Source organism: Pontimicrobium aquaticum, assembly GCF_005047595.1.
Lineage (GTDB): Bacteria > Bacteroidota > Bacteroidia > Flavobacteriales > Flavobacteriaceae > Pontimicrobium > Pontimicrobium aquaticum.
Genome location: NZ_SUPL01000003.1, coordinates 162,216 through 184,335 on the forward strand (window position 1 = coordinate 162,216; position 22,120 = coordinate 184,335).

Here is a 22,120-nt window from a genome sequence, read left to right on the forward strand (position 1 = left end):
TAGATTGATTTTAATAAATGACATTTACTTCAATTTGTAACAATTGTTTACCTCTACAAATATAGAACAAATAAATTGCTCTACAAATGTAGAATATAATTCTTCAAAATTAAATCCTTAAAACCTATTGCTCATTTATTTACTTTATGCTATTTTTAATCTATGACAGATGTTGAGATTGAAAAAGAAAATGCAGCCATTGCAAAAGAGTACAAAGAGCTCCTAAAAATTAGTTACCGTATGCTTACCAATGAGGATAAAAAACTCATTAGAAAAGCTTTTGATGTGGCTGTTGATGCTCATAAAGACCAACGCCGTAAATCTGGTGAAGCCTATATATTTCATCCTATTGCAGTAGCTAAAATAGTGGCTTCTGAAATTGGTTTAGACGCCACCTCTATTGCAGCAGCATTACTTCATGATGTTGTTGAGGACAATCCAAACTACACTATTGACGATATAGAACAACTCTTTGGTGAAACCGTTGCCAAAATTGTAGATGGTCTTACAAAAATTTCATCTTTAAAAAAGGACATGAATGTGTCTATGCAAGCTGAGAATTTTAGAAAAATGCTGCTGACTTTAAATGACGATGTTCGTGTAATCATTATAAAAATTGCTGATAGATTGCATAATATGCAAACCATGGAATCTATGCGACCTGATAAGCAAGTAAAAATAGCTTCCGAAACACTTTATATTTATGCTCCTTTAGCACATAGAATTGGACTTTACAATATTAAAACCGAACTTGAAGACCTTGGTTTAAAATATACCGAACCTGATGTTTACAACGATATCTTACTTAAGATAAAAGAAAGTAAAGAGCAACAAGATGCATACATAAAAGAGATTAGTGATATTTTAAAGTCTTCCCTCGACAAAGAAGGTCTGAATTATGACATTAAAGGACGACCAAAATCTATTTTTTCCATTCGCCGAAAAATGGTAAAACAAGGGGTTTCATTTGATGAAGTGTACGACAAGTTTGCTGTGAGGATTATATATAAATCTGATCTTGAAAATGAAAAGTTTTTAGCTTGGAAAATATACTCTATCGTTACCGACCATTTTAGACCAAATCCTATTAGATTACGTGATTGGATTTCCTCACCAAAATCAACTGGTTATGAAGCACTGCACATTACAGTAATGGGACCAAAAGGACGTTGGGTAGAAGTACAAATTCGTAGTGAACGCATGAACGAAATTGCCGAAAAAGGTTATGCAGCTCATTATAAATATAAAGAAGGAAATGAGAAAGATGACAGCCTAGACACTTGGATTAGCCGACTTCAAGAGGCATTAGAAAATCCCGATGGAAATGCTGTAGATTTTGTAGAACAGTTTAAGCTTAACCTTTACTCTAAAGAAATATTTGTTTTTACACCAACAGGCGAATTAAAGTCGCTACCAAAAGGCGCTACACCTCTAGATTTTGCTTTTAGTATTCACACAGAAGTTGGTATGAAAACGCGTGGTGCCAAAGTAAATGGGAAATTGGTCCCATTAAGTCACGAACTACAAAGTGGCGATCAGGTAGAAATTATGACTTCTGAAAACGCAAAACCAAACACCAATTGGTTAGATTATGCCACAACAGCTAGAGCGAGAAGTAAAATTAAATCATCTTTAAAAGCCGAAACTAAAGTTGTCGCCGAAGATGGCAAAGAAATTCTACGTCGAAAATTAAAGCAATTAAAAATTACGCTTAACGAAAAATCGGTCAATGAACTTGTAAACTATTTTAATCTTAAAACAAGTCTAGACCTCTTTTACCGTGTAGGTATTGGTACTATAGATAGTAAAATGTTAAAAGAATTTGCTGCTTCAAGAAGTAATGCTTTAGTAAGTTTCATTAAAAATAAAATAAATCGTAAGCAGTCAGTATCCAAAGAAGACCTTGAAAAAGATGAAATAACTGCCAAATATGATATGTTAGTATTTGGTAAGGAAGAAGAAAAATTAAATTACAAGCTTTCTAATTGTTGCAATCCAATTCCTGGTGATCCAGTATTTGGGTTTTTAACTATTAATGAAGGCATTAAAGTTCATAAAAAAAATTGCCCTAATGCCTTGAGTTTACAATCTAATTATGCCTATAGAATTATGTCGGCAAAATGGATTGACTCTTCTCAACAAGAGTTTACTGCTATTATAAAATTAAATGGTATTGATAATCTTGGATTGGTTAACGAAATCACTAAAATAATTTCCAGTAATATGCATGTAAACATGAAGAGTATTAGTTTCGATTCTGAAGGAGGTGTATTTAACGGAAAAATAAATGTGGTCGTAAAAAACAATAACTTAGTAAAAAAATTAATGGACAGACTTAAAAAAATTAATGGTATAGAAAAAGTCTCTAGAGTTTAAAAATTAGTTTAAATTTGCAACGAATTTATGAGTCCAAAAAAAGAAAATAAAAACCAAGACATTGTAAAAAATGTGTTCACTAAATTTCTAGAGGAAAACGGACATAGAAAAACGCCTGAGCGTTATGCCATTCTTCAAGAAATATACGATAGCAACGACCATTTTGATATAGAATCTTTATATATTAAAATGAAAAATAAAAACTATCGTGTTTCACGTGCCACACTTTACAATACAATTGAGCTTTTATTGGATTGCGCTTTGGTTAGAAAACATCAATTCGGACAGAATCAAGCACATTACGAAAAGTCGTATTTCGACAAACAACACGACCATGTTATTTTAACAGATAGTGGTGAAGTTATCGAGTTTTGTGATCCTAGAATTCAATCCATCAAGAAAACAATCGAAGACGTTTTTGATATAGACATTCATAATCATTCACTCTACTTTTACGGAACAAAAAAACAACCAACAAACTAATTACATAATGGCAGTAGATTTACTACTAGGTTTACAATGGGGAGACGAAGGCAAAGGAAAAATTGTTGATGTACTTACCTCTAACTATAATATTATTGCGCGATTTCAAGGAGGCCCAAATGCAGGACACACACTTGTATTTAATGGTATGAAACACGTGTTGCACACGATTCCATCAGGAATTTTTCATGAAGACGCTTCAAACCTTGTTGGAAATGGCGTAGTCATAGATCCTGTAATATTTAAAAAAGAATTAGATAAACTAGCCGAACAAAATGTAGATTATAAAAATTCATTATTAATCTCTAGAAAAGCACATTTAATTTTACCAACGCATCGTTTATTAGATGCTGCTAGTGAAACAGCCAAAGGAAAAGCAAAAATTGGTTCCACTTTAAAAGGCATTGGACCAACGTATATGGACAAAACTGGTCGAAATGGTATTCGTGTTGGTGATATAGAATTAGAAGGGTGGAAAGATAAGTATCGTGCCTTAGCTGATAAGCATGAAGCCATGATAGACTTTTACGATGTAAATATCCAATATGACTTAGCAGAATTAGAAAAAGAGTTTTTTGAAGCTATTGATGTTTTAAAATCATTAACTTTTATAGATTCAGAAGAGTACATGTTTCAAGCGCAAAAAAATGGAAAATCTATTTTAGCCGAAGGTGCCCAAGGCTCACTGTTAGATATCGATTTTGGCACCTATCCTTTTGTTACATCATCAAATACTACAGCAGCTGGTGCATGTACAGGACTAGGTATTGCTCCTAATAAAATTGGTGAGGTGTTTGGTATTTTTAAAGCATACACCACACGTGTTGGTTCAGGACCATTCCCAACCGAATTGTTTGATGAAGTTGGCGAAACTATGGGACGCGTTGGTCATGAATTTGGAGCAACAACAGGACGTAGTCGTCGTTGTGGATGGTTAGATTTAGTAGCTTTAAAATATGCATGCCAAATTAATGGTGTGACACAATTAATGATGATGAAGGCCGATGTGCTTTCTGGCTTCAAGAGTTTAAAAGTGTGTACAGCTTATAAATATAAAGGAGAAGAAATCACCCATTTGCCTTATAATATTGAAGCGCATAACGTCACTCCTATTTATACTGAGTTTAAAGGATGGAAAGAAGATTTAACTACTATGGAAGACGCTTCACAAATGCCAAAAGAACTAAACGATTATATCTCATTTTTAGAAAAAGAACTGGAAACACCTATTAAAATAGTATCTGTTGGTCCAGATAGAAAACAAACTATTTTTAGGTAAACTTCTAGAATTAAATAAATTAAACCTGTAATCGACTATGTTGTTTACAGGTTTTTTATACTAAAAGTTTATTAACTAGCAATAAAGAACTAATATAATAGTTATTTTTACCGTAAATAGTAAGCCTTGAAGTTTCATAAATTAACATATCTACTCATATTTATTACATTTTTTATTTCTACTTGCTCATATGCTCAACAAAAAGAAATTAAAATAAAATATTCTGGTTTTTTTGGTATTGATGAAGAAAAAAGCCCTGGAGCAAGAATTTTAACCAGAGATGATTCGCAACAGGTTCATATTTATCATGATGGTATTGACATGTGGTGTGATCAAGCGATTCATTACGAAAACGAAAACTTTGTAGAAGCCTATGGAAATGTGATTATAAAACAAGGCGATTCCATTAATATGAATTCGAAATATGTCGAATACAGTGGTATCACTAAACTTGCCTTTGCTAGTGGAGATGTGGTATTAACCGACCCTACATCAACTATAAAAACAGATACCTTATGGATGGATCGTGTAAAGCAACAAGCATATTACAAAAGTGGAGGAACAGTTGTCAAGGATACATCAGGGACTATTACTAGCCAAATTGGGCGTTATTACATGTCCAATAAAAAGTATCAGTTTGTACAAAATGTAAAACTAGTAAATCCTCAGTACGTCATTGATTCCGATCAGTTAGATTTTTATTCTGAAACAGGAAGAGCCTACCTTTTTGGACCTACAACTATAACTGGAGAAACAAGTAAAATATATTGTGAACGTGGTTTTTATGACACTAAAAATGATACTGGTTATTTTTTAAAAAAATCGCGAATAGATTATGATGACCGAATCATTGAAGGAGATAGCTTGTATTTTGACAGAAACAAAAGCTATGCATCTGCAACCAATAACATAAAAATTACCGACACCATCAATAATGCTATTGTAAAAGGGCATTATGCCGAAGTGTTTAGAGATAAAGACTCTGTATTTATTACCAAACGCGCCTTAGCTATTTCTGTTCAAGAGAACGATTCTATATACATACATAGCGACACTTTAATGGTAACTGGTAAACCTGAAAACAGAATTACAAGAGCGTATTATAATGCGAAAATATACAAATCGGATATTAGTGGAAAAGCCGACTCTATACACGTAAACCATAAAACAGGTTTAACGCAACTCATCAATTTACAACGGTTTTCATCTAGCGATAAATTTGCAAAAAAACGCACACCAGTATTATGGAATATTGGCAACCAAATGACAGGTGACACTATTCACCTTATTTCAAACCCAGAAACAAAAAAACTCGATTCCTTAAAAGTATTCGACAATGCTTTTATTATTAGTAAGGACACCCTTGGCGATGGTTATCATCAAATGTCTGGTAAACAACTATACGGACTTTTTAAAGACAACAAACTCAGTACTGTCGATATCATTAAGAATGCCGAATCTATATATTGGATGCGGAATGATAAAAATGAACTCGTTGGAACAGATAAAGCAAAATCTGGTATTATTAAAATATTTATTGAAGATAATGAAATTCTAGAAGTTCGAAAAATAAAAGATGTTGATGGCAATGTATTTCCAGAGGGCGAATTTCCTGAAAAGGAACGTTTGCTTCGTGGTTTTGTTTGGAGAGATAATGAACGACCTAAAAGTGTTGACGATTTATTTAAAGACGATCCGCCACTTGAGTTGACTATTATAAAAGGATTAGACGATTATGTGCCTCAAAAGCAGTTTTTTGATGAAGCACTAATGAAACGCGTAAAAGAATCCGATAAGAACAGTAATAGCAAAGAAAAAGAAAGTAAAGCCTCTAGAAAGATTCCGAAAGTTGAAGACAAAACATCTAAGAAAATCAAAAAGCAACAATAATATTAAAACCGATTTTTTTAAATATCAAGCGCAAACCACACCACACCCATTAGCTATGGAAATTTCCCATGCCGAAGGAAGTTACATTTATGATACAAATAATAAAGCTTATTTAGACTTTGTTGCAGGTGTTTCTGCATGCAGTTTAGGTCACAAGCATCCAAAAGTTGTCACTGCTATTAAAGAACAAGTAGATAAATATTTACATGTTATGGTCTATGGCGAATACATTCAAAAACCTGCGGTAGAACTCACCAAACTTATAGCAAAACATCTACCCCAACCACTAGAAAGCACCTATTTAACCAATTCAGGCACCGAAGCCATCGAAGGCGCACTTAAATTAGCACGTCGTTATACTGGACGATCAGAAATCATAGCTGCTAAAAAAGCATATCATGGCAATACCATGGGAGCTTTGAGTGTTATGGGTTATGAAGAGCGCAAACAGCCCTTTAGACCTCTAATTCCAGATGTGAGATTTGTAACGTTTAATAATCAAGAGGAACTAAAAAAAATTACCCACAAAACTGCAGCAGTCATTTTAGAGACCATTCAAGGTGGCGCTGGGTTTATAGAACCAACAAACAACTATTTACAGCAAGTACAAAAGCGCTGTAATGAAGTTGGAGCTGTATTTATTTTAGATGAAATTCAACCAGGAATTGGTCGTACAGGAACGCTTTTTGGTTTCGAAAATTATAATTGCACACCAGATGTTGTAGTCACTGGAAAAGGTCTTGGTGGTGGATTACCAATTGGCGCTTTTACAGCATCAAAAGAAATGATGGACTGCTTAAAGGACAATCCTAAACTTGGACATATTACAACTTTTGGTGGAAATCCAGTAATTGCTTCGGCAGCTTTAGCAACATTAAAAGAAATAACATCTACCAATTTAATCTCAGAAACTTTACAAAAAGAATCACTTGTTAGAGAACATTTACAACATCCATTAATTAAAGAAATTAGAGGCAAAGGGTTAATGTTAGCTGCTATTTTGCCCTCAGCAGATATAGCTAATCAAGTCATTTTGCAATGTCAGGAAGAAGGTTTAATCCTGTTTTGGTTACTTTTTGAACCTTGTGCCATTCGTATTACACCTCCACTTAACATATCTGATAAAGAACTAATTACAGGCTGTAATATTATTAAAAAAGTGCTTACTAATTTAGAACAAACCTAAATTTAAGTAAGTAAATTGCTGTTAATTACTTTGTTGAAAACATTGATGAGATTCACAGTATTTTATACAATAGAATGCTAAATTTATTTCGTGAACTTTTAATGCCACCTATGGAGTTTAGTCAATACGACGACAACAACAATCTATCACTCACAAAATTTGAGTCTATGTTAAAAACCAATAACGTATTGTTTTTTGACTCAAATGAATTCGAGAATATTATCCACCATTATTTAGACAATGGTAAAATAGCTTTAGCTAAAAAAGCTATAACCCTTGGTTTACAACAACATCCTACTTCAGTTAATTTAAAATTATTTCAAGTAGAAATATATGTGTTTGAAAACAAGTTAGATAAAGCAGATGAGTTATTGAATAATTTATATGAAATTGAACCTACCAACGAAGAAATTTATATTCAAAAGGCTAACATATTTTCTAAAAAAGACAAACATCAAAAAGCAATTTCTATTTTAAAACAAGCTTTAGAAATTACTGAGGATTCTGCAGATATTTTCTCTCTAATTGGCATGGAATACCTCTTCCTAGATAAGTTTGAAGAAGCTAAACATTATTTTATGAAGTGTTTAGAAGCTGATCAAGAAGACTACTCTGCTTTGTATAACATTATATATTGTTTCGACTTTTTAGAGCAAAACACTGAAGCTATAGACTATTTAAATCTATATCTCGATTCAAATCCATATTGTCAAGTTGCATGGCATCAATTAGGCAAACAATACTTTTCAATAAAAGATTATAAAAAAGCATTAACTGCCTTTGATTTTGCTATTATTTCAGATGATATGTTTATTGGTGCTTATCTTGAAAAAGGAAAAGTTCTTGAGAAATTAGAACGCTATGAAGAAGCTATTGAAAATTACAAAATTACTTTAGCTATTGATGATCCTACATCATTTGCCCTTTTAAGAATTGGTAAATGCTATGAGGAAATAGGTCAAAAAGATTTAGCTGTACAGCATTATTATAAAACGGTTGAAGAAGACCCTCTTTTAGATAAAGGTTGGATTGCCATTACTAATTTTTACAATAAAGCGCAAAACTATCAAAAAGCACTCTATTATATTAATAAGGCAATTAATATTGATAGCGAAAATGTGATGTATTGGAAGCTATACGCCCAAATTAACCAACGTCTAAACTTTTTAGAAGAAGCTGAACGTGGTTATAAAAAAACGCTGGAACTAGGAAATTACGAATTAAAAACTTGGTTATCTAGAGCAGATATTTTAATACAATTAGGTGAGTTTGAAGTCGCTATACTTACTCTTGATCAAACCTTAGAGTTTTATCCTGATAACGAAGAGGTTCAATACCGATTATCTGGATTGCATTATTTACTTAATAAAGAAGATCTTGCAATTATACATTTAAGCAATGCGCTTCGAATAAATCCTGAATTTTACTTTATTATTGAAGAGCTTTTTCCTGCTATTTACGCTTTAAAATCTGTTCGAGAAATTATAGCAAAATATAGAAATCCTTCAAGTTAAAATTACCTAACTTTACATTTCTTAAATTAAAGTAATGCAAAGACGATTAATTGATTATTTTATTATTTCTTTAAAAGGATTGGCTATGGGAGCTGCCGATGCGGTTCCAGGAGTTTCAGGAGGTACAATTGCTTTTATTTCAGGAATTTACGAAGAATTAATAAACACAATTAGTGGCGTAAATTTTTCACTGATAACAACACTAAAAAAAGAAGGTTTTAATGCTTTTTGGAAACAGTTAAATGGTAATTTTATAACAGCATTGCTAATTGGAATTGTTATAAGTTTTGTATCCTTTATGAAGCTTGCAAAATACCTTATTGAATATCATCCTATTTTAATTTGGTCTTTCTTTTTTGGACTTATTGTTGCAAGTATCTATTTTGTTGGAAAACAAATTACAAATTGGAATTTTATATCCATATTAGGGGTTGTTATTGGGACAATTGTAGCCTACTATATTACTACCATTCCTGCATCAGATGTTAATGATAGCCCATATTTTTTATTTTTTGCAGGTGCCTTAGCTATTTGCGCCATGATATTACCTGGCATATCTGGATCTTTTATTCTGGTTATTTTAGGTGCTTACAAAACACTAAGCGATGCAATACATGTATTGGATTTTAAAAAGTTAGCGCTTTTTATAAGCGGAGCTATTGTAGGTTTATTAAGTTTTAGCCACATTTTAAAATGGTTGTTTAAAAAATTTCACAACCTCACACTTGCTATATTAACAGGGTTTATTTTAGGGTCGTTAAATAAGGTTTGGCCATGGAAAAAAGTATTAAGTTGGCGAACTAATTCAAAAGGAATTGAAGTTCCTCTATTAGAAAAAAGTATCTCTCCTTCATCATTTGAAGGAAACCCACAAGTAATATTCGCCATTGGTTTAATGTTAATAGGTTTCTTAACTATTATTCTATTAGAAAAAATAGGTTCAAAATCGATGAGATAAATTCATGCAAAGCACCAGAACATTTACTGATAAGTTATTCTTAGTTATTAAAGGACTAGGTATGGGAGCTGCGAACAAAGTTCCTGGAGTATCTGGTGGTGTTGTAGCGTTTGTTGCTGGATTTTATGAAGAGTTTATATACTCTTTACAAAAAGTAAATGGTAAAGCATTTAAACTACTTATAAATGGTAGGTTTAAAAGCTTTTTTCGTTATATAAACGGTCGTTTTCTAAGTCTGTTGTTTTTAGGAATGATTGTAAGTTATTTTAGTGTTTCAAAAATATTAGACTACCTAATTATTCACTACGAGTTATACGTTTGGAGTGTGTTTTTTGGAATGATCATTGGCTCCATATACTACATAGGTAAAGATTTTGATGATTGGTGCAACAAAACCATAGTATCGGTTTGCATAGGAATACTTATTGGAATAAGTATTAGCTTTTTAGATCCAGCTACTGAAAATGATAACCTTTGGTTTGTATTTTTTTGCGGAATGATTAGCGTTACAGGAATGACGCTTCCTGGGTTCTCTGGATCTTTCATTCTCATATTATTAGGCAATTACGTACTCTTACTTGTGGACTCTGTAAATGCTCTTTATGATACTGTTTTTGATGTGTTTACTGGCGACTTTTCTTTTGTGAGCAATCCTGAACGCATAAGGATGCTTAAAGTACTGGCTGTTTTTACATTAGGTTCTGTAGCAGGATTGGTATCGTTTTCACACATCCTCAATTATGTTTTAAAACATTATCGAAACATTACTTTATCTTTATTAATGGGCTTTATTATTGGATCGCTAGGTGTTGTATGGCCTTGGAAAGAGACAATTTATAAAGCTAGTGAAAATAGCACCCTAATTTTAGACTCAAGAGGAGAGAAAATTATCGAAAATTACAGTCGCTATCTACCAGAAATACAAAGTGAAACTTTCATTGCAATAGCTTACATTCTATTGGGCATTATTATAGTGTTAGCTTTAGAATGGTATGGTCAAAAAACAAGGAAATTAAATGGCTAAATTTGGACTTATAGGAAAACATATAGACTACTCATTTTCGAGGGCTTATTTTAGTGAAAAATTTAAAAACGAAGGCCTATACCACACTTATGAAAACTTTGATATTAATACTATTGAAGAGTTTTCAGAAATAATCAATGCTACTAATCATCTTAGAGGTTTAAATGTTACCATTCCTTATAAGGAAGCGGTAATTCCTTATCTTAACAAATTACATAAAACAGCAAAAAAAATTGGTGCAGTTAACACTATTAAAATAAAAAAAAACGGAAGATTAATAGGTTACAACACTGACTATTATGGCTTTAAAAAATCTATAGAACCTTACTTAAAACCACATCATAAAAAAGCTCTAATATTAGGAACAGGTGGCGCTTCCAAAGCCATAGCTTATGCTCTAAAAAAGCTTGGAATTGAATATAGCTATGTTTCAAGAAACCTAGTTGCTAATGCTACTTTTACCTACGATTCTTTGACTGAAAACGATATTAAAGAACATCAAATAATAATAAATTGCACACCCTTAGGCACACACCCAAAAACCAATGAGTGTCCTAATATTCCTTATGATGCCATTAACAAAACCCATTTGGTTTTTGACCTCATTTATAACCCAGAAGAAACCAAGTTTCTAACTATTGCTAAAATTAAAGGAGCAAGTATTTGTAACGGTTATAAAATGCTTGAACTACAAGCAGAAAAAGCATGGCGCATTTGGCAAAAATGCTAAAACCAGTCTAAATAAACACCAATACTTTGTAATTCTCTCTCTTAATAGTATCTTTAAACTTTAAGAACCTAAACATTGAAAGATATGTCTGAGAAAGATAACCTGCAAGAAGCAGATGGAATTAGAGAAGAAATTACAACTCAACCAGAAGATGCTACAAAAGTAGCAGATACTGACCTTGTTGCTGATACTAATACAAATGTTGAGCGAGAAGAAAAAACAGAAGTAACAGAGGAAGCTTCAAAAGAAACTCCAAGCAAAGAAGCTGATGCTGATGAAGTCCAAGAAGAAATAGATGCTTCAAATGCTGAAGATGCCGAAGATGAAGAAAACACCAAACGTCATGATATTGAAGAAAAAGATTATCATGCTATGTCGCTTGATGCGTTGGTTGATGAACTTGAACATCTTGTAAAAAATGAGAAAATTCAAACTATAAAATCTCATTTTGAAACCATCAAAAACGAATTCAACACTAAATTTAGTACCTTATTAGAGGAGAAAAAAGAAGAATTTATAGCTGGTGGAGGGAATTCTATCGATTTTCATTTTAAAAACCCTGCAAAAACACGTTTTAACGAAATTTATAGAGAATATCGTGATAAGCGACAAGATTATTATAAGAATTTAGAAAAAAATTTAAAAGCAAATTTAGAGCAGCGACTTCAAATTATTGAAGAAATAAAAGGTCTTATAAATGTTGAAGAAAACATAAATACTACTTATAAACATTTTAAAGAACTTCAGGAAAGTTGGAGAAATGCTGGACCAATACCAAGAGATAAATACAATAATGTATGGAATAATTACCATCATCATGTAGAAATTTTTTACGATTTCCTTCACCTAAATCGTGATTTAAGAGATTTAGATTTTAAACATAATTTAGAGCAAAAGCTCAAGATTATTGATCGCGCTGAAGAACTAGCAAAAGATACCGATAGCAATAGAGCCTTTAGAGAATTACAAGCATTACATAAAATTTGGAAGGAAGAGTTAGGTCCTGTAGACAAAGAACACAGAGAGGCCATTTGGGAACGCTTTAGTGCAGCAACAAAAGCTATACATGAAAAGCGTCAAGCTTATTTTGAAGAGTTAAATAAAGCCTACGAAAAAAACTTAGAAAAGAAACATGAAATTATTGCCAAAATTGATGCAATCGCAGAAGATGAAAGTAATAACCATGGTGCGTGGCAAAAAAAGATAAAAGCTATTGAAGCCTTACGTGAAGAGTTTTTTAAAGCTGGTAAAGTTCCAATAAAAGTAAATGAAGAAACTTGGGCAAAGTTTAAAAATTCGGTTAGAACATTTAATCGAAATAAAAATGCCTTCTATAAAAGTTTAAAAAAGGATCAATATGAAAATCTTCAGAAAAAATTAGAGCTGATAAAAATTGCTGAGGACAATAAAGACAGTGAGGATTTTAACACAACCACTCCACTTATGAAGAAAATTCAAAGTGATTGGAAAAAAATTGGGCATGTACCAAGAAAAGACAGTGATAAAATTTGGAAGCAATTTAAAAATGCTTGCAATCATTTCTTCGACAGATATCATGAAAATAAAAATGCCGCAAATAAAGAAGAAGTTGAGGCTTTAGACAAGAAGACTAAGTTTTTAGAAGATATTCAATCTCTAACATTAACGGATAATGTTGATGAAAGTTTGGCCATTATAAACAGTAAAATTGAAACATGGAAAACCATTGGTAGAGTACCATACAATAAACGTTTTATCGATGGTAAATTCAACAAAGCTATTGATGCACTATATGGCAAACTTAATTTAGATAAAGCTAAAACAGAGTTATTAAAATATGATAATAAATTAATGACTATTTCTAATGATAAACGTTCTTTAGATAACGAACACAATTTTGTTAGAAAGAAAATTGGAGACATTAAAGGAGAAATTAATCAGTTAGAAAATAACTTGCAGTTTTTCTCTAATGTTGAAGATGACAACCCTCTTGTAAAAGACGTACACAAAAATATTGACAAGTATAAAACTGAATTAGAAACTTGGAAAGCTAAGCTTAAAAAAATTAAGCAATACTACTAAAAAAGTACATCCCACTTGCTAAAACAAGTAGGATGTAAACTTCTAACTAAACTAAATAAAATTGATTTTTTAAATTCTTTTCCACTTAGAAAGGAAAGAATTATGTGCTATTAATCCGTGCAATTTTATTGTATCTATGACTATAGATATTGTATATACGAGTAAAATTATGCATTTGGATCTTTAACAAGATATTTTTTTTAAAATTTGCGTTTTTGAAGTATCTCAACCTCATGCATGGTTTTCAATAAAACATAATTGTTGTTAACAAAAGTTCTAACTTTTTTTCCGTATTTTTTTAAAATATCTTTATCTATAAATTGATCTCTTAAAATAAAAATTGGTGGTTTCTCTTTTAAATCTTCAAGTAAAACATCTCTCTCGTAATCACTTGTTATAAAAATAGACTGAAAATGTTTACTAGAAGAAGCTCTTTTAGCTATAGCTTGTGTTCTAATAAGATTTGGTTCGCCTCCAATAATATAAATGTAGTCATCATTACTTGAGTTTTTTTGTATCCAATTAGCAATTTCTACATGTGGTAATACTAATGTACTATTGTGTTCTAAAACTAATTTAAAGTTATGATATAACTGTTTATAAGGAAAGCAAACAGCACCAATCATCAAAATTATTTGAGCAGCTCTAGTATAAATACTGTTATTATCTTCTTTGTGCTTTTTACTAATTAAGAAAGAAATACTAATAGCTGTTATTATAGAAAAAACTGGTAGTATTTGCTTTAATTGATGACCAAAATAATATCCAGAGGCATTAACACCTATGAAGTCTAACAATAACCAAACCCCAAGTACTATTTTATAAGGATGATTAATTATGTTTTTCTTCAATAAAAACCATATAACCAATGGATAAAAAAGTACAAACCTTGATACAATTAGTTTGCTTATAAAGTTATTAAAATGTTCAGTAATACTTGTTACTTTAGAGCCTGTATTAAATAAAATTAACCATGCACCTTCAATATATTCGTAGAAGGACACTCCATAAAAATATAAAACTAAATAGCTTAAAAAGGTAGTTATGCTAATACCAAAAACTAAAATTAAAAGTCCTTTTATTTGAAGTAAAAATGATTTACCTCTACCAAAAATCAATAAAACAATTCCTAAAGTACAAGCAGTTGTAATGGCTATTTGCTTAAACGCAATAGCTAATCCCATACTTAACCCAGCAAAAAGTACCCATTTAAAATGTTCTTGAAAGTTTTTAAACCTGATAAGAAAGTAGAACGCCATTGTAGATAATAACACCATAAAAACTTCAGTATGTGCAAATGCAAATCCGTCCATAGACTGCCAACAGGTTATCAAACCAAATACATACAAGCAAATAACTGCTGAAACTTTATTGTAAATTTTTTTACAAATAGCATACAAGAAAAAGCAAGTAAGTAAGGTGGCTATTACACCAAGGGCTCTAACAAAGAATAAACTGCTAGAAGTTAAATAATTTGAAATAGCAAAAAGCACAAATATGCCAGGAGTTTTATTTTCTACAGCTCCTAAATAAGGTGGAATACCTTTATCACTCCATAGGCTACCAATATACATCCAGAGAGACTCATCATAATTAGTATTTAAATGAAATGCTGATATTGTAAATAACATCAGCAGAAAAAGAATGACAAAAACAGGGTTTAAGACTATATGTAAAACCTTATTTTTCTTCATGATAATCTTTTTCAACATTAATGCTCCAAATATTATCTTTTGTAGTAATTCCTGATAAAATATTATTAACTGAGGTAATAGCTGTTAACATAGAGTGATCTTGATTATTATACTTATGCATACCATTTCTACCTATTAAAAATAAGTTTTTAAATGTATCAGTGAATGTTTTTATCTCATCAAACCTATCATATGTTCCAAAATACGCAGGATAAGCTTTTGGCACTTTTATAATAGTGCTGTCTAAAACAGCATCTTTATGTATTATATCAATCTTATGTAATTCTTCAATAGCAAATTCAATGAATTTATCATCGTCCATTTCCCATAAATCGTCACCTTTATTACAAAAATACTCTAAACCAATCCACACTTTATCATCCTCTTTTACTAGATATGGTGACCAATTATTAAATATTTGTAATCTACCAAGTTTCACATCACTTTCTTGAATATATATCCAATTATCAGAAATTAATTTTTTGTTTTTATCAGTGATTTTTAGCTCATTAAGTAATAACCCAACCGTAATAAAATCTCTATATAACAAGCCTTGACCAACGTCTTTCACATTAGGCGGTACAATACTTCCAAAGGATTTAATTAAATGCTTAACTGGCATGCTTGAAAACACATAGTTGCCATTTAATATTTCTTTAGTTTTAGTAGTATTATTTGTATAACTAACTTCTGTAATTTTATTGTTTTCTGTTTTTAATCCAATAACTTTTGCGTTAAAAACAACTTCTCCTCCTTTATCAATAATTATTTTAGTAACTGTTTCCCATAGCTGTCCTGGACCTAGTTTTGGATACATAAACTGTTCTATCAAACTTGTTTCAGTACTTTCTTGACTAATAGATTTATCTTTTACAAATATGGCTTTTATAGCATGTAATATTGTTTTTGTAACAGAAAGTCCTTTAATACGTTGAGCTCCCCATTCTGATGAAATTTTAGAACAAGGCACTCCCCAAACTTTCTCGGTGTAATCTTTAAAAAAAGTTTCATACAATTCTTTTCCAAATCGGCTAATTAAAAAGTCTTCTAAAGAATCTATGTTTTTTGGTGGAAATATTTGAATTAACATATATGTCCATCCTATTTTCACAATTTTAAAAAAACCAAGTGATGCAATAGTATTCCAATTTAAGCTAATAGGATAGTTAAAAAATTTACGCATAAAGAAGATTCTTGACAATCTACTTCTAATGAGCATCACACGATCGGTTTTCTCAGGATTTGGACCATTTTCACTTAGTTTTTGAGCAATTTGCTTTTGTAGATTAGCATCTTGAATATCTTTTTCGTCTTTTGAAGGCTGCCCTTGAATTGGCAAAATATGCTGCCACCAATCCATTACTACTTTAGATTTAGAGAAAAAACGATGCCCTCCAATATCTATTCTATTGCCTTTATAGACTTCAGTTCTAGAAATACCTCCAATTTTGTTAGACTGTTCTAACACAATAGGTTTAATATTGGTTCTGGTAACCAGCTCGTAAGCTGCTGTTAATCCTGCTGGTCCTGCACCAATAATGATTGCGGTTTCTTTCAAATTTAAAATTGGTTATAAAGTTTTAGCCTCTTCCCAAAATACATCCATTTCAGCTAAAGTCATATCTTTTAATGGCTTATTTATTGACTTCGCTTTTTGTTCTAGATACTGAAATCGTTTAGAAAACTTTTTATTGGTTTTCTCCAACGCATTTTCTGGATTTATGTTTAAGAAACGTGCATAGTTTATCATAGAAAACAATACATCGCCAAATTCACTTTCAATGGTATCTTGGTCACCTTTAGCAACCTCATCTTTAAACTCTTTAAGCTCCTCCTCTACCTTTTCCCATACTTGATTTGGTGCTTCCCAATCAAAGCCTACTCCAGCCACCTTATCTTGAATTCTGTTTGCTTTTACTAACGCTGGTAAACTTTTAGGAACACCCTCTAAAACACTTTTCTTTCCTTCCTTAAGCTTTAAGTTTTCCCAATTTTGCTTTACCTCTTCTTCGTTCGTTACTTTTACATCGCCGTAAATATGAGGATGTCTGTTAATGAGTTTTTCACAAATAGCGTTAGTCACATCTGCTATATCAAAATCGCTGGTTTCACTACCAATTTTTGCATAAAACACTATGTGTAATAACAAATCTCCTAACTCCCCTTTTATTTCCTGTAAGTCGTTGTCTAGAATGGCATCACCTAGCTCATAGGTTTCCTCAATGGTTAAGTGGCGTAAGGTTTGCATGGTTTGTTTTTTATCCCAAGGACATTGCTCACGCAGCTCATCCATAATGGTCAATAATCTATCAAACGCTTTTAGTTGGTCTTTTCGGGAATTCATGTCTTAAAAGTTTGAACAAAAATAACAGATTTGAACGAGGTTTTAGAGAATTGTTATTAAAAGAAAATAGTAGGTAAATCATGTATCAATACTCATTCTATAATCAAATTATTCGTAGCAATCAACTAGTAATACAGTTAAAATTATTAATTTTCTATCGAATCTATTTTAATTTTATCTAATTTATCCATTTCCAATTCCCCAATATTCTCAACTTCAAAATCATACCTTTTTTCATCTTTATTTCTTGTGTCAGTACAAATTACATTCGAAGCTCTTCTATTAAATTCCGATAAAATGTTTTTTCTCCACAATTCTAAATTAGTTGAATCAATTGGTTCGAAATCAAATTCTGCTTTATTAAGCTCTGAATAATCTCCAGTAAAACGACTTCTTAAAATAATTTTATTCTTTGACCTTCTCACAGTCACTACTGTATCATTGTTTCCAACTAATCTTGTTCCATTTTTAAATTCAGATAAAACCAAATTATTATTAATAATATTATTTTTAAAAAGAAAAATTTCGTTAGATCTTGTTGTAAGGATTAACATATATTGATTAGTGATTTTCCATTCAATATAACTACCGTCTTTATCACATTTATTCCATGTTCCGATTGCAACATGCTCTTCCTTTGAATTTTGACAATTAAAAAACAGTAAAAGAACAAATGTTAATTTTATGTGTTTCATTTCCTAAATGTACATCTGTATTAACATTCAACCATCTCTTTTTTAGCCACCTCAAATTCAGTTACAATCTCATCAACAATCTTAGCTACAGGTTTAATATCGTGTATGAGTCCGGCTATTTGCCCTATTTCAAGTTCGCCATCGTCTAAATCGCCTTCAAACATGCCTCGTTTAGCTCTGGCTCTTCCAAGTAATTCTTTAAGCTGTTCTGGTGTTGGTGCTGTTTTATACAGTTCTTGTATCTCGTTAAAAAATTTATTTTTAACCAATCTTACTGGTGCTAGTTCTTTTAAAGTGAGTTGTGTATCGCCTTCTTTGACATCAACCACAACTTGTTTAAACGCCTGATGGGCTGAACTTTCTTCACTAGCTACAAAACGACTACCTATTTGTACACCATCAGCTCCTAAAATCATGGTTGCCAACATCGCTCTTCCAGTAGCAATACCTCCAGCAGCAATTAAAGGAATAGTAATTTGTTCTTTTACCATTTGAATTAAAGTCAAGGTTGTAGTCTCGTCTCTTCCGTTGTGTCCTCCAGCTTCAAAACCTTCAGCAACTACAGCATCAACTCCTGCGTCTTGCGCTTTTAAAGCAAACTTTACACTGCTTACCACATGCACAACGGTAATGCCTTTATCCTGCAACCACTTAGTCCATGTTTTAGGGTTTCCAGCAGAGGTAAAAACAATCTTCACGCCTTCTTCAACAATGATGTCCATAATCTCCTGAATGTTGGGATACAACATTGGGACATTCACCCCAAAAGGTTTATCGGTTGCTTCTTTACATTTTTGAATATGTTCTCTTAAGACCTCTGGATACATACTACCTGCTCCTAAAAGTCCTAAAATTCCTGAGTTACTTGCTGCAGAGGCTAAGCGCCAACCACTATTCCAAATCATTCCTGCTTGAACAATTGGATATTTTATATTGAAAAGTTGTGTAATTCTGTTCATTTACTTTTTTAAAAGTTTAAAAGTATTTGCTTTTTTATTATCACCTTGCAACTTAGCTATATACATTCCTCTAGATAAACTGCTTAAGTTTAGGCTTCTGTTATTTATATAAATAGTTGTGTCTATTACAAGTTTTCCTAACACATCAAATACTTTTACGTCTGCTGAATTGACATTTTCAGGGAAATTGATAAATAATAAATTTTTGACAGGGTTAGGAAATATTTTAAATTCCGTTTCTAGAATAATTCCTTCATTAAGAACAGTACCTAATGCTTGTTGTAAGTCTGGAATACCATAACCTATTTCGTAATTTGGTGTGTTATATATTGACCCAGATTCACGCACTAACTGCATAATTTCGGCATTGGTTAAATTTGGTAACGCTTGTATTAAACATGCTAAACCGCCTGCCATTATTGGAGAGCTAAACGATGTGCCATTGTTCTGAACAATAATATTACCACTATTTATAACATAAGCCAACCCTCCTCTAGCAGCAACATCTGGTTTGTGTGTTGGTTGAATGGCACTTCCTTTTGAGCTAAACGACACATAGTTTTCGTTAGCATCTACCGCAGCAATAGCAAACACACCTGCTGCATCAGCTGGTGCATTAACGCCATTATTACCAGCATTTCCTGCAGAATTCACTAGAAGCAAGCCTTTCTCAAAAGCTATATTAGCTCCTCTAGTAATAAATGCTGTATTCCCATCCATATCTGCATAGGTATAATCGTATCTTGGGTAACTTGGAAAATCTTTATACCCTAAAGATGTATTAACAATATCAACACCTAAGCTATCTGCTCTTTCGGCGGCTTCTACCCAATAACTTTCTTCTACTGGGTTTTCATCTAAACCATCTTCGGTTAAGAATAAATAATAAGAGGCATCAGGAGCAGTGCCGACATATTGGTTTTCTACATATCCAGCCATGGTACTTAATACTTTAGTACCATGATCGCTAACGGTTGAAGCATAGACATCAGTTGTTCTGTTCACGAAATCGTAACCTCCAAGTAAATCGCCATTATTCCTTAAACGCTGAAACGCACCCATGGTATTAACATTAGGAAATCCTGCATCAATGACTGCAACAGTAACACCTTCACCAGTATAATCGGCTAAGTGTAAATCATCGGCTTTAATCATTTCTACTTGATTTTGTGTGTTTCCATAATTGAAAACCACTCTTGTGTTTTCGACCGAAAACTTATCTTTTGCTTTTTTATTAGATATAGAAATTCTTGTAGTATTTAAACTTTTATCTGCAAACTCTATATGGTCTATAAAACTAAATGTAGTTTCTAAATTATCAATATCCGTTTCGGTTCCACGAACGTGAATTGCATTAAACCATTTAGATTTTGCATAAACCGTTATTCCTGTAGCTCCTTTTATTTGAGAAATATAGGTTTCGTTTACAGGAACATCTCTAGCATCAATGGTAACACTATGTTTGTTTTTTCTGTCTATAGTTTTTTGAGTAAGAATGGTAAGCGGATTCGCAATTTTGGTAGCAACGTCTTCTTTATCTGTAAAATAAACCCAAGCATCTTCTATTAGTTGAGCTGAAGTAATAAAGGGAAGCCATAATAAAGCAAAAAATAGTAATCTCTTTTTCATGATTTTGAGATTTGGTTTCTGCAATTTAAGAAATTACTCCAGAACCTACTAATTCGTCGTCTAAATACCAAGCTACAAATTGCCCTTCTGTTATAGCAGATTGTGGATTTTGAAAAACTACATACATGCCACTATCTACTTTATAAAGTGTTGCTTTTTCTAATGGCTGTCTATATCTAATACGTGCTAAAACTTCCATAGATTCACTAACGTTAAGTTTTAAATCTTCACGAATCCAATGTAATTCGTCATTCGTTACAAAGAGCACTTTCTTGTAAAGTCCTGGATGGGATTTTCCTTGTCCTGTATAAATCACATTTTCGTCAACATCAGTATCTATTACAAATAATGGTTCCACAGTGCCGCCAACAGCTAGCCCTTTTCGTTGTCCCTTTGTAAAATAGTGAGCTCCTTGATGCTTCCCTACAACTTTACCATCACTAACTGAATATTTAATTTTACGTGATAAATAAGCTAATTCATCTTCTTTATTATCAAATTGAGGAGATAATTGATGATACTTACTATATGATTCAGGTATTTCAACAATAACACCTTCTTTTGGTTTTAACTGTTGTTGTAAAAATTCAGGTAATCTTACTTTACCAATAAAACACAACCCTTGAGAATCTTTTTTATCAGCAGTTACTAAACCAATTTTAGAAGCAATATGTCTCACTTCTGGTTTTGTTAATTCACCAATAGGAAATAATGTTTTTGATAATTGTTCTTGGGATAACTGACATAAAAAATAAGATTGATCTTTATTGGTGTCCTTTCCAGCAAGTAATTGATATATGTCTTTCCCTTTTTTTGTGATAATTCCTTTCCTACAGTAGTGACCTGTTGCAACATAATCTGCACCCAAATCCATAGCAATTTTCATAAAGACATCAAACTTAATCTCTCTATTACATAATACATCAGGATTTGGCGTACGTCCTTTTTCATATTCTTTAAACATATAATCAACAATACGTTCTTTGTACTGTTCGCTCAAATCGACCGTTTGAAAAGGAATACCCAATTTTTCAGCAACAAGCATTGCATCGTTACTATCATCTAACCAAGGACACTCATCTGAAATAGTCACAGAGTCATCGTGCCAGTTTTTCATAAATAGGCCTATCACTTCATAGCCTTGTTCCTTTAACACATAAGCTGCGACACTAGAATCTACACCACCAGAAAGTCCTACTATTACTCTTTTCATTAACATTTAAATTGAGCTGCAAATTTACAACTATTGTAATGAAACACAAGCTAATGAGGTTTATAGGAAAAATTTAAAAAATAAG

At 32.0% G+C, this 22,120-nt stretch carries 17 protein-coding genes; 10 read left to right on the forward strand and 7 right to left on the reverse strand.

Features of this window, described 5'->3' with window-relative positions; genetic code table 11:
* The first annotated feature begins 162 nt into the window (after positions 1-162).
* The 10 genes from E5167_RS06395 to E5167_RS06440 all read left to right on the forward strand — a co-directional run bounded on the left by E5167_RS06395 (position 163) and on the right by E5167_RS06440 (position 13,501).
* On the forward strand, positions 163-2,376 hold the full coding sequence (locus E5167_RS06395) for a RelA/SpoT family protein (RefSeq protein ID WP_136842282.1): 2,214 nt from the start codon (positions 163-165) through the stop codon (positions 2,374-2,376).
* A 27-nt stretch (positions 2,377-2,403) separates the two neighbouring features.
* Positions 2,404-2,859, forward strand: coding sequence for a Fur family transcriptional regulator (locus E5167_RS06400; RefSeq protein ID WP_136842284.1), 456 nt, complete (start codon positions 2,404-2,406; stop codon positions 2,857-2,859).
* A 7-nt stretch (positions 2,860-2,866) separates the two neighbouring features.
* Entirely contained in the window at positions 2,867-4,138 is a 1,272-nt protein-coding gene (locus E5167_RS06405) for an adenylosuccinate synthase (RefSeq protein WP_136842287.1), read from the forward strand.
* A gap of 126 nt (positions 4,139-4,264) precedes the next feature.
* Positions 4,265-6,028, forward strand: a complete 1,764-nt coding sequence (locus tag E5167_RS06410; RefSeq protein ID WP_136842289.1) for an OstA-like protein — start codon at positions 4,265-4,267, stop codon at positions 6,026-6,028.
* A 1-nt stretch (position 6,029) separates the two neighbouring features.
* The gene (locus E5167_RS06415) at positions 6,030-7,214 is read left to right on the forward strand and encodes an aspartate aminotransferase family protein (RefSeq protein ID WP_136842770.1); all 1,185 of its coding nucleotides are present in this window, start codon (positions 6,030-6,032) and stop codon (positions 7,212-7,214) included.
* Between the two features lie 110 nt (positions 7,215-7,324).
* Positions 7,325-8,728 carry a tetratricopeptide repeat protein gene (locus E5167_RS06420; RefSeq protein WP_136842772.1) on the forward strand — a complete coding sequence of 468 codons (1,404 nt, stop codon included), beginning with the start codon at positions 7,325-7,327 and terminating at the stop codon, positions 8,726-8,728.
* Between the two features lie 34 nt (positions 8,729-8,762).
* A complete protein-coding gene (locus E5167_RS06425; protein WP_136842291.1) occupies positions 8,763-9,686 on the forward strand; it encodes a DUF368 domain-containing protein in 924 nt (307 codons plus the stop codon).
* Positions 9,687-9,690: 4 nt separating this feature from the next.
* Entirely contained in the window at positions 9,691-10,710 is a 1,020-nt protein-coding gene (locus E5167_RS06430) for a DUF368 domain-containing protein (protein WP_136842293.1), read from the forward strand.
* Positions 10,703-11,440: a shikimate dehydrogenase family protein gene (locus E5167_RS06435; RefSeq protein ID WP_136842295.1), complete on the forward strand. Its 738-nt coding sequence runs from the start codon at positions 10,703-10,705 to the stop codon at positions 11,438-11,440. The genes E5167_RS06430 and E5167_RS06435 overlap by 8 nt, the downstream gene beginning before the upstream one ends.
* 84 nt (positions 11,441-11,524) lie before the next feature.
* Positions 11,525-13,501 (forward strand): DUF349 domain-containing protein, encoded by a 1,977-nt coding sequence (locus E5167_RS06440; RefSeq protein WP_136842297.1) that lies wholly within the window; start codon positions 11,525-11,527, stop codon positions 13,499-13,501.
* A 200-nt stretch (positions 13,502-13,701) separates the two neighbouring features.
* On the opposite strand, the gene E5167_RS06445 is transcribed toward E5167_RS06440, so the two are convergent.
* From E5167_RS06445 to mnmA, 7 genes are all read right to left on the reverse strand, one after another.
* Positions 13,702-15,195, reverse strand: a complete 1,494-nt coding sequence (locus E5167_RS06445; protein ID WP_169301389.1) for an ArnT family glycosyltransferase — start codon at positions 15,193-15,195, stop codon at positions 13,702-13,704.
* On the reverse strand, positions 15,182-16,753 hold the full coding sequence (locus E5167_RS06450; protein WP_211242135.1) for an NAD(P)/FAD-dependent oxidoreductase: 1,572 nt from the start codon (positions 16,751-16,753) through the stop codon (positions 15,182-15,184). The genes E5167_RS06445 and E5167_RS06450 overlap by 14 nt, the downstream gene beginning before the upstream one ends.
* Before the next feature lie 12 nt (positions 16,754-16,765).
* Positions 16,766-17,539, reverse strand: a complete 774-nt coding sequence (gene mazG / locus E5167_RS06455) for a nucleoside triphosphate pyrophosphohydrolase (RefSeq protein ID WP_136842303.1) — start codon at positions 17,537-17,539, stop codon at positions 16,766-16,768.
* Between the two features lie 146 nt (positions 17,540-17,685).
* Positions 17,686-18,234 (reverse strand): hypothetical protein, encoded by a 549-nt coding sequence (locus E5167_RS06460; RefSeq protein WP_136842306.1) that lies wholly within the window; start codon positions 18,232-18,234, stop codon positions 17,686-17,688.
* A gap of 20 nt (positions 18,235-18,254) precedes the next feature.
* Positions 18,255-19,193, reverse strand: a complete 939-nt coding sequence (locus tag E5167_RS06465; RefSeq protein ID WP_136842308.1) for an NAD(P)H-dependent flavin oxidoreductase — start codon at positions 19,191-19,193, stop codon at positions 18,255-18,257.
* Positions 19,194-20,822: a S8 family serine peptidase gene (locus E5167_RS06470; RefSeq protein ID WP_136842310.1), complete on the reverse strand. Its 1,629-nt coding sequence runs from the start codon at positions 20,820-20,822 to the stop codon at positions 19,194-19,196.
* Between the two features lie 25 nt (positions 20,823-20,847).
* The gene (gene mnmA, locus E5167_RS06475; protein ID WP_136842312.1) at positions 20,848-22,035 is read right to left on the reverse strand and encodes a tRNA 2-thiouridine(34) synthase MnmA; all 1,188 of its coding nucleotides are present in this window, start codon (positions 22,033-22,035) and stop codon (positions 20,848-20,850) included.
* Positions 22,036-22,120 lie beyond the last annotated feature (85 nt).

Excerpts from the sequence above, each read along its gene's own strand:
- E5167_RS06435 (WP_136842295.1), top strand. The coding sequence starts at position 10,703 with ATGGCTAAATTTGGACTTATAGGAAAACATATAGACTACTCATTTTCG.
- E5167_RS06465 (WP_136842308.1), bottom strand. The coding sequence starts at position 19,193 with ATGAACAGAATTACACAACTTTTCAATATAAAATATCCAATTGTTCAA.
- E5167_RS06470 (WP_136842310.1), bottom strand. The coding sequence starts at position 20,822 with ATGAAAAAGAGATTACTATTTTTTGCTTTATTATGGCTTCCCTTTATT.
- E5167_RS06395 (WP_136842282.1), top strand. The coding sequence starts at position 163 with ATGACAGATGTTGAGATTGAAAAAGAAAATGCAGCCATTGCAAAAGAG.
- E5167_RS06430 (WP_136842293.1), top strand. The coding sequence starts at position 9,691 with ATGCAAAGCACCAGAACATTTACTGATAAGTTATTCTTAGTTATTAAA.
- E5167_RS06405 (WP_136842287.1), top strand. The coding sequence starts at position 2,867 with ATGGCAGTAGATTTACTACTAGGTTTACAATGGGGAGACGAAGGCAAA.
- E5167_RS06460 (WP_136842306.1), bottom strand. The coding sequence starts at position 18,234 with ATGAAACACATAAAATTAACATTTGTTCTTTTACTGTTTTTTAATTGT.
- E5167_RS06425 (WP_136842291.1), top strand. The coding sequence starts at position 8,763 with ATGCAAAGACGATTAATTGATTATTTTATTATTTCTTTAAAAGGATTG.
- mazG (WP_136842303.1), bottom strand. The coding sequence starts at position 17,539 with ATGAATTCCCGAAAAGACCAACTAAAAGCGTTTGATAGATTATTGACC.
- E5167_RS06420 (WP_136842772.1), top strand. The coding sequence starts at position 7,325 with ATGGAGTTTAGTCAATACGACGACAACAACAATCTATCACTCACAAAA.
- E5167_RS06400 (WP_136842284.1), top strand. The coding sequence starts at position 2,404 with ATGAGTCCAAAAAAAGAAAATAAAAACCAAGACATTGTAAAAAATGTG.
- E5167_RS06445 (WP_169301389.1), bottom strand. The coding sequence starts at position 15,195 with ATGAAGAAAAATAAGGTTTTACATATAGTCTTAAACCCTGTTTTTGTC.
- E5167_RS06440 (WP_136842297.1), top strand. The coding sequence starts at position 11,525 with ATGTCTGAGAAAGATAACCTGCAAGAAGCAGATGGAATTAGAGAAGAA.
- mnmA (WP_136842312.1), bottom strand. The coding sequence starts at position 22,035 with ATGAAAAGAGTAATAGTAGGACTTTCTGGTGGTGTAGATTCTAGTGTC.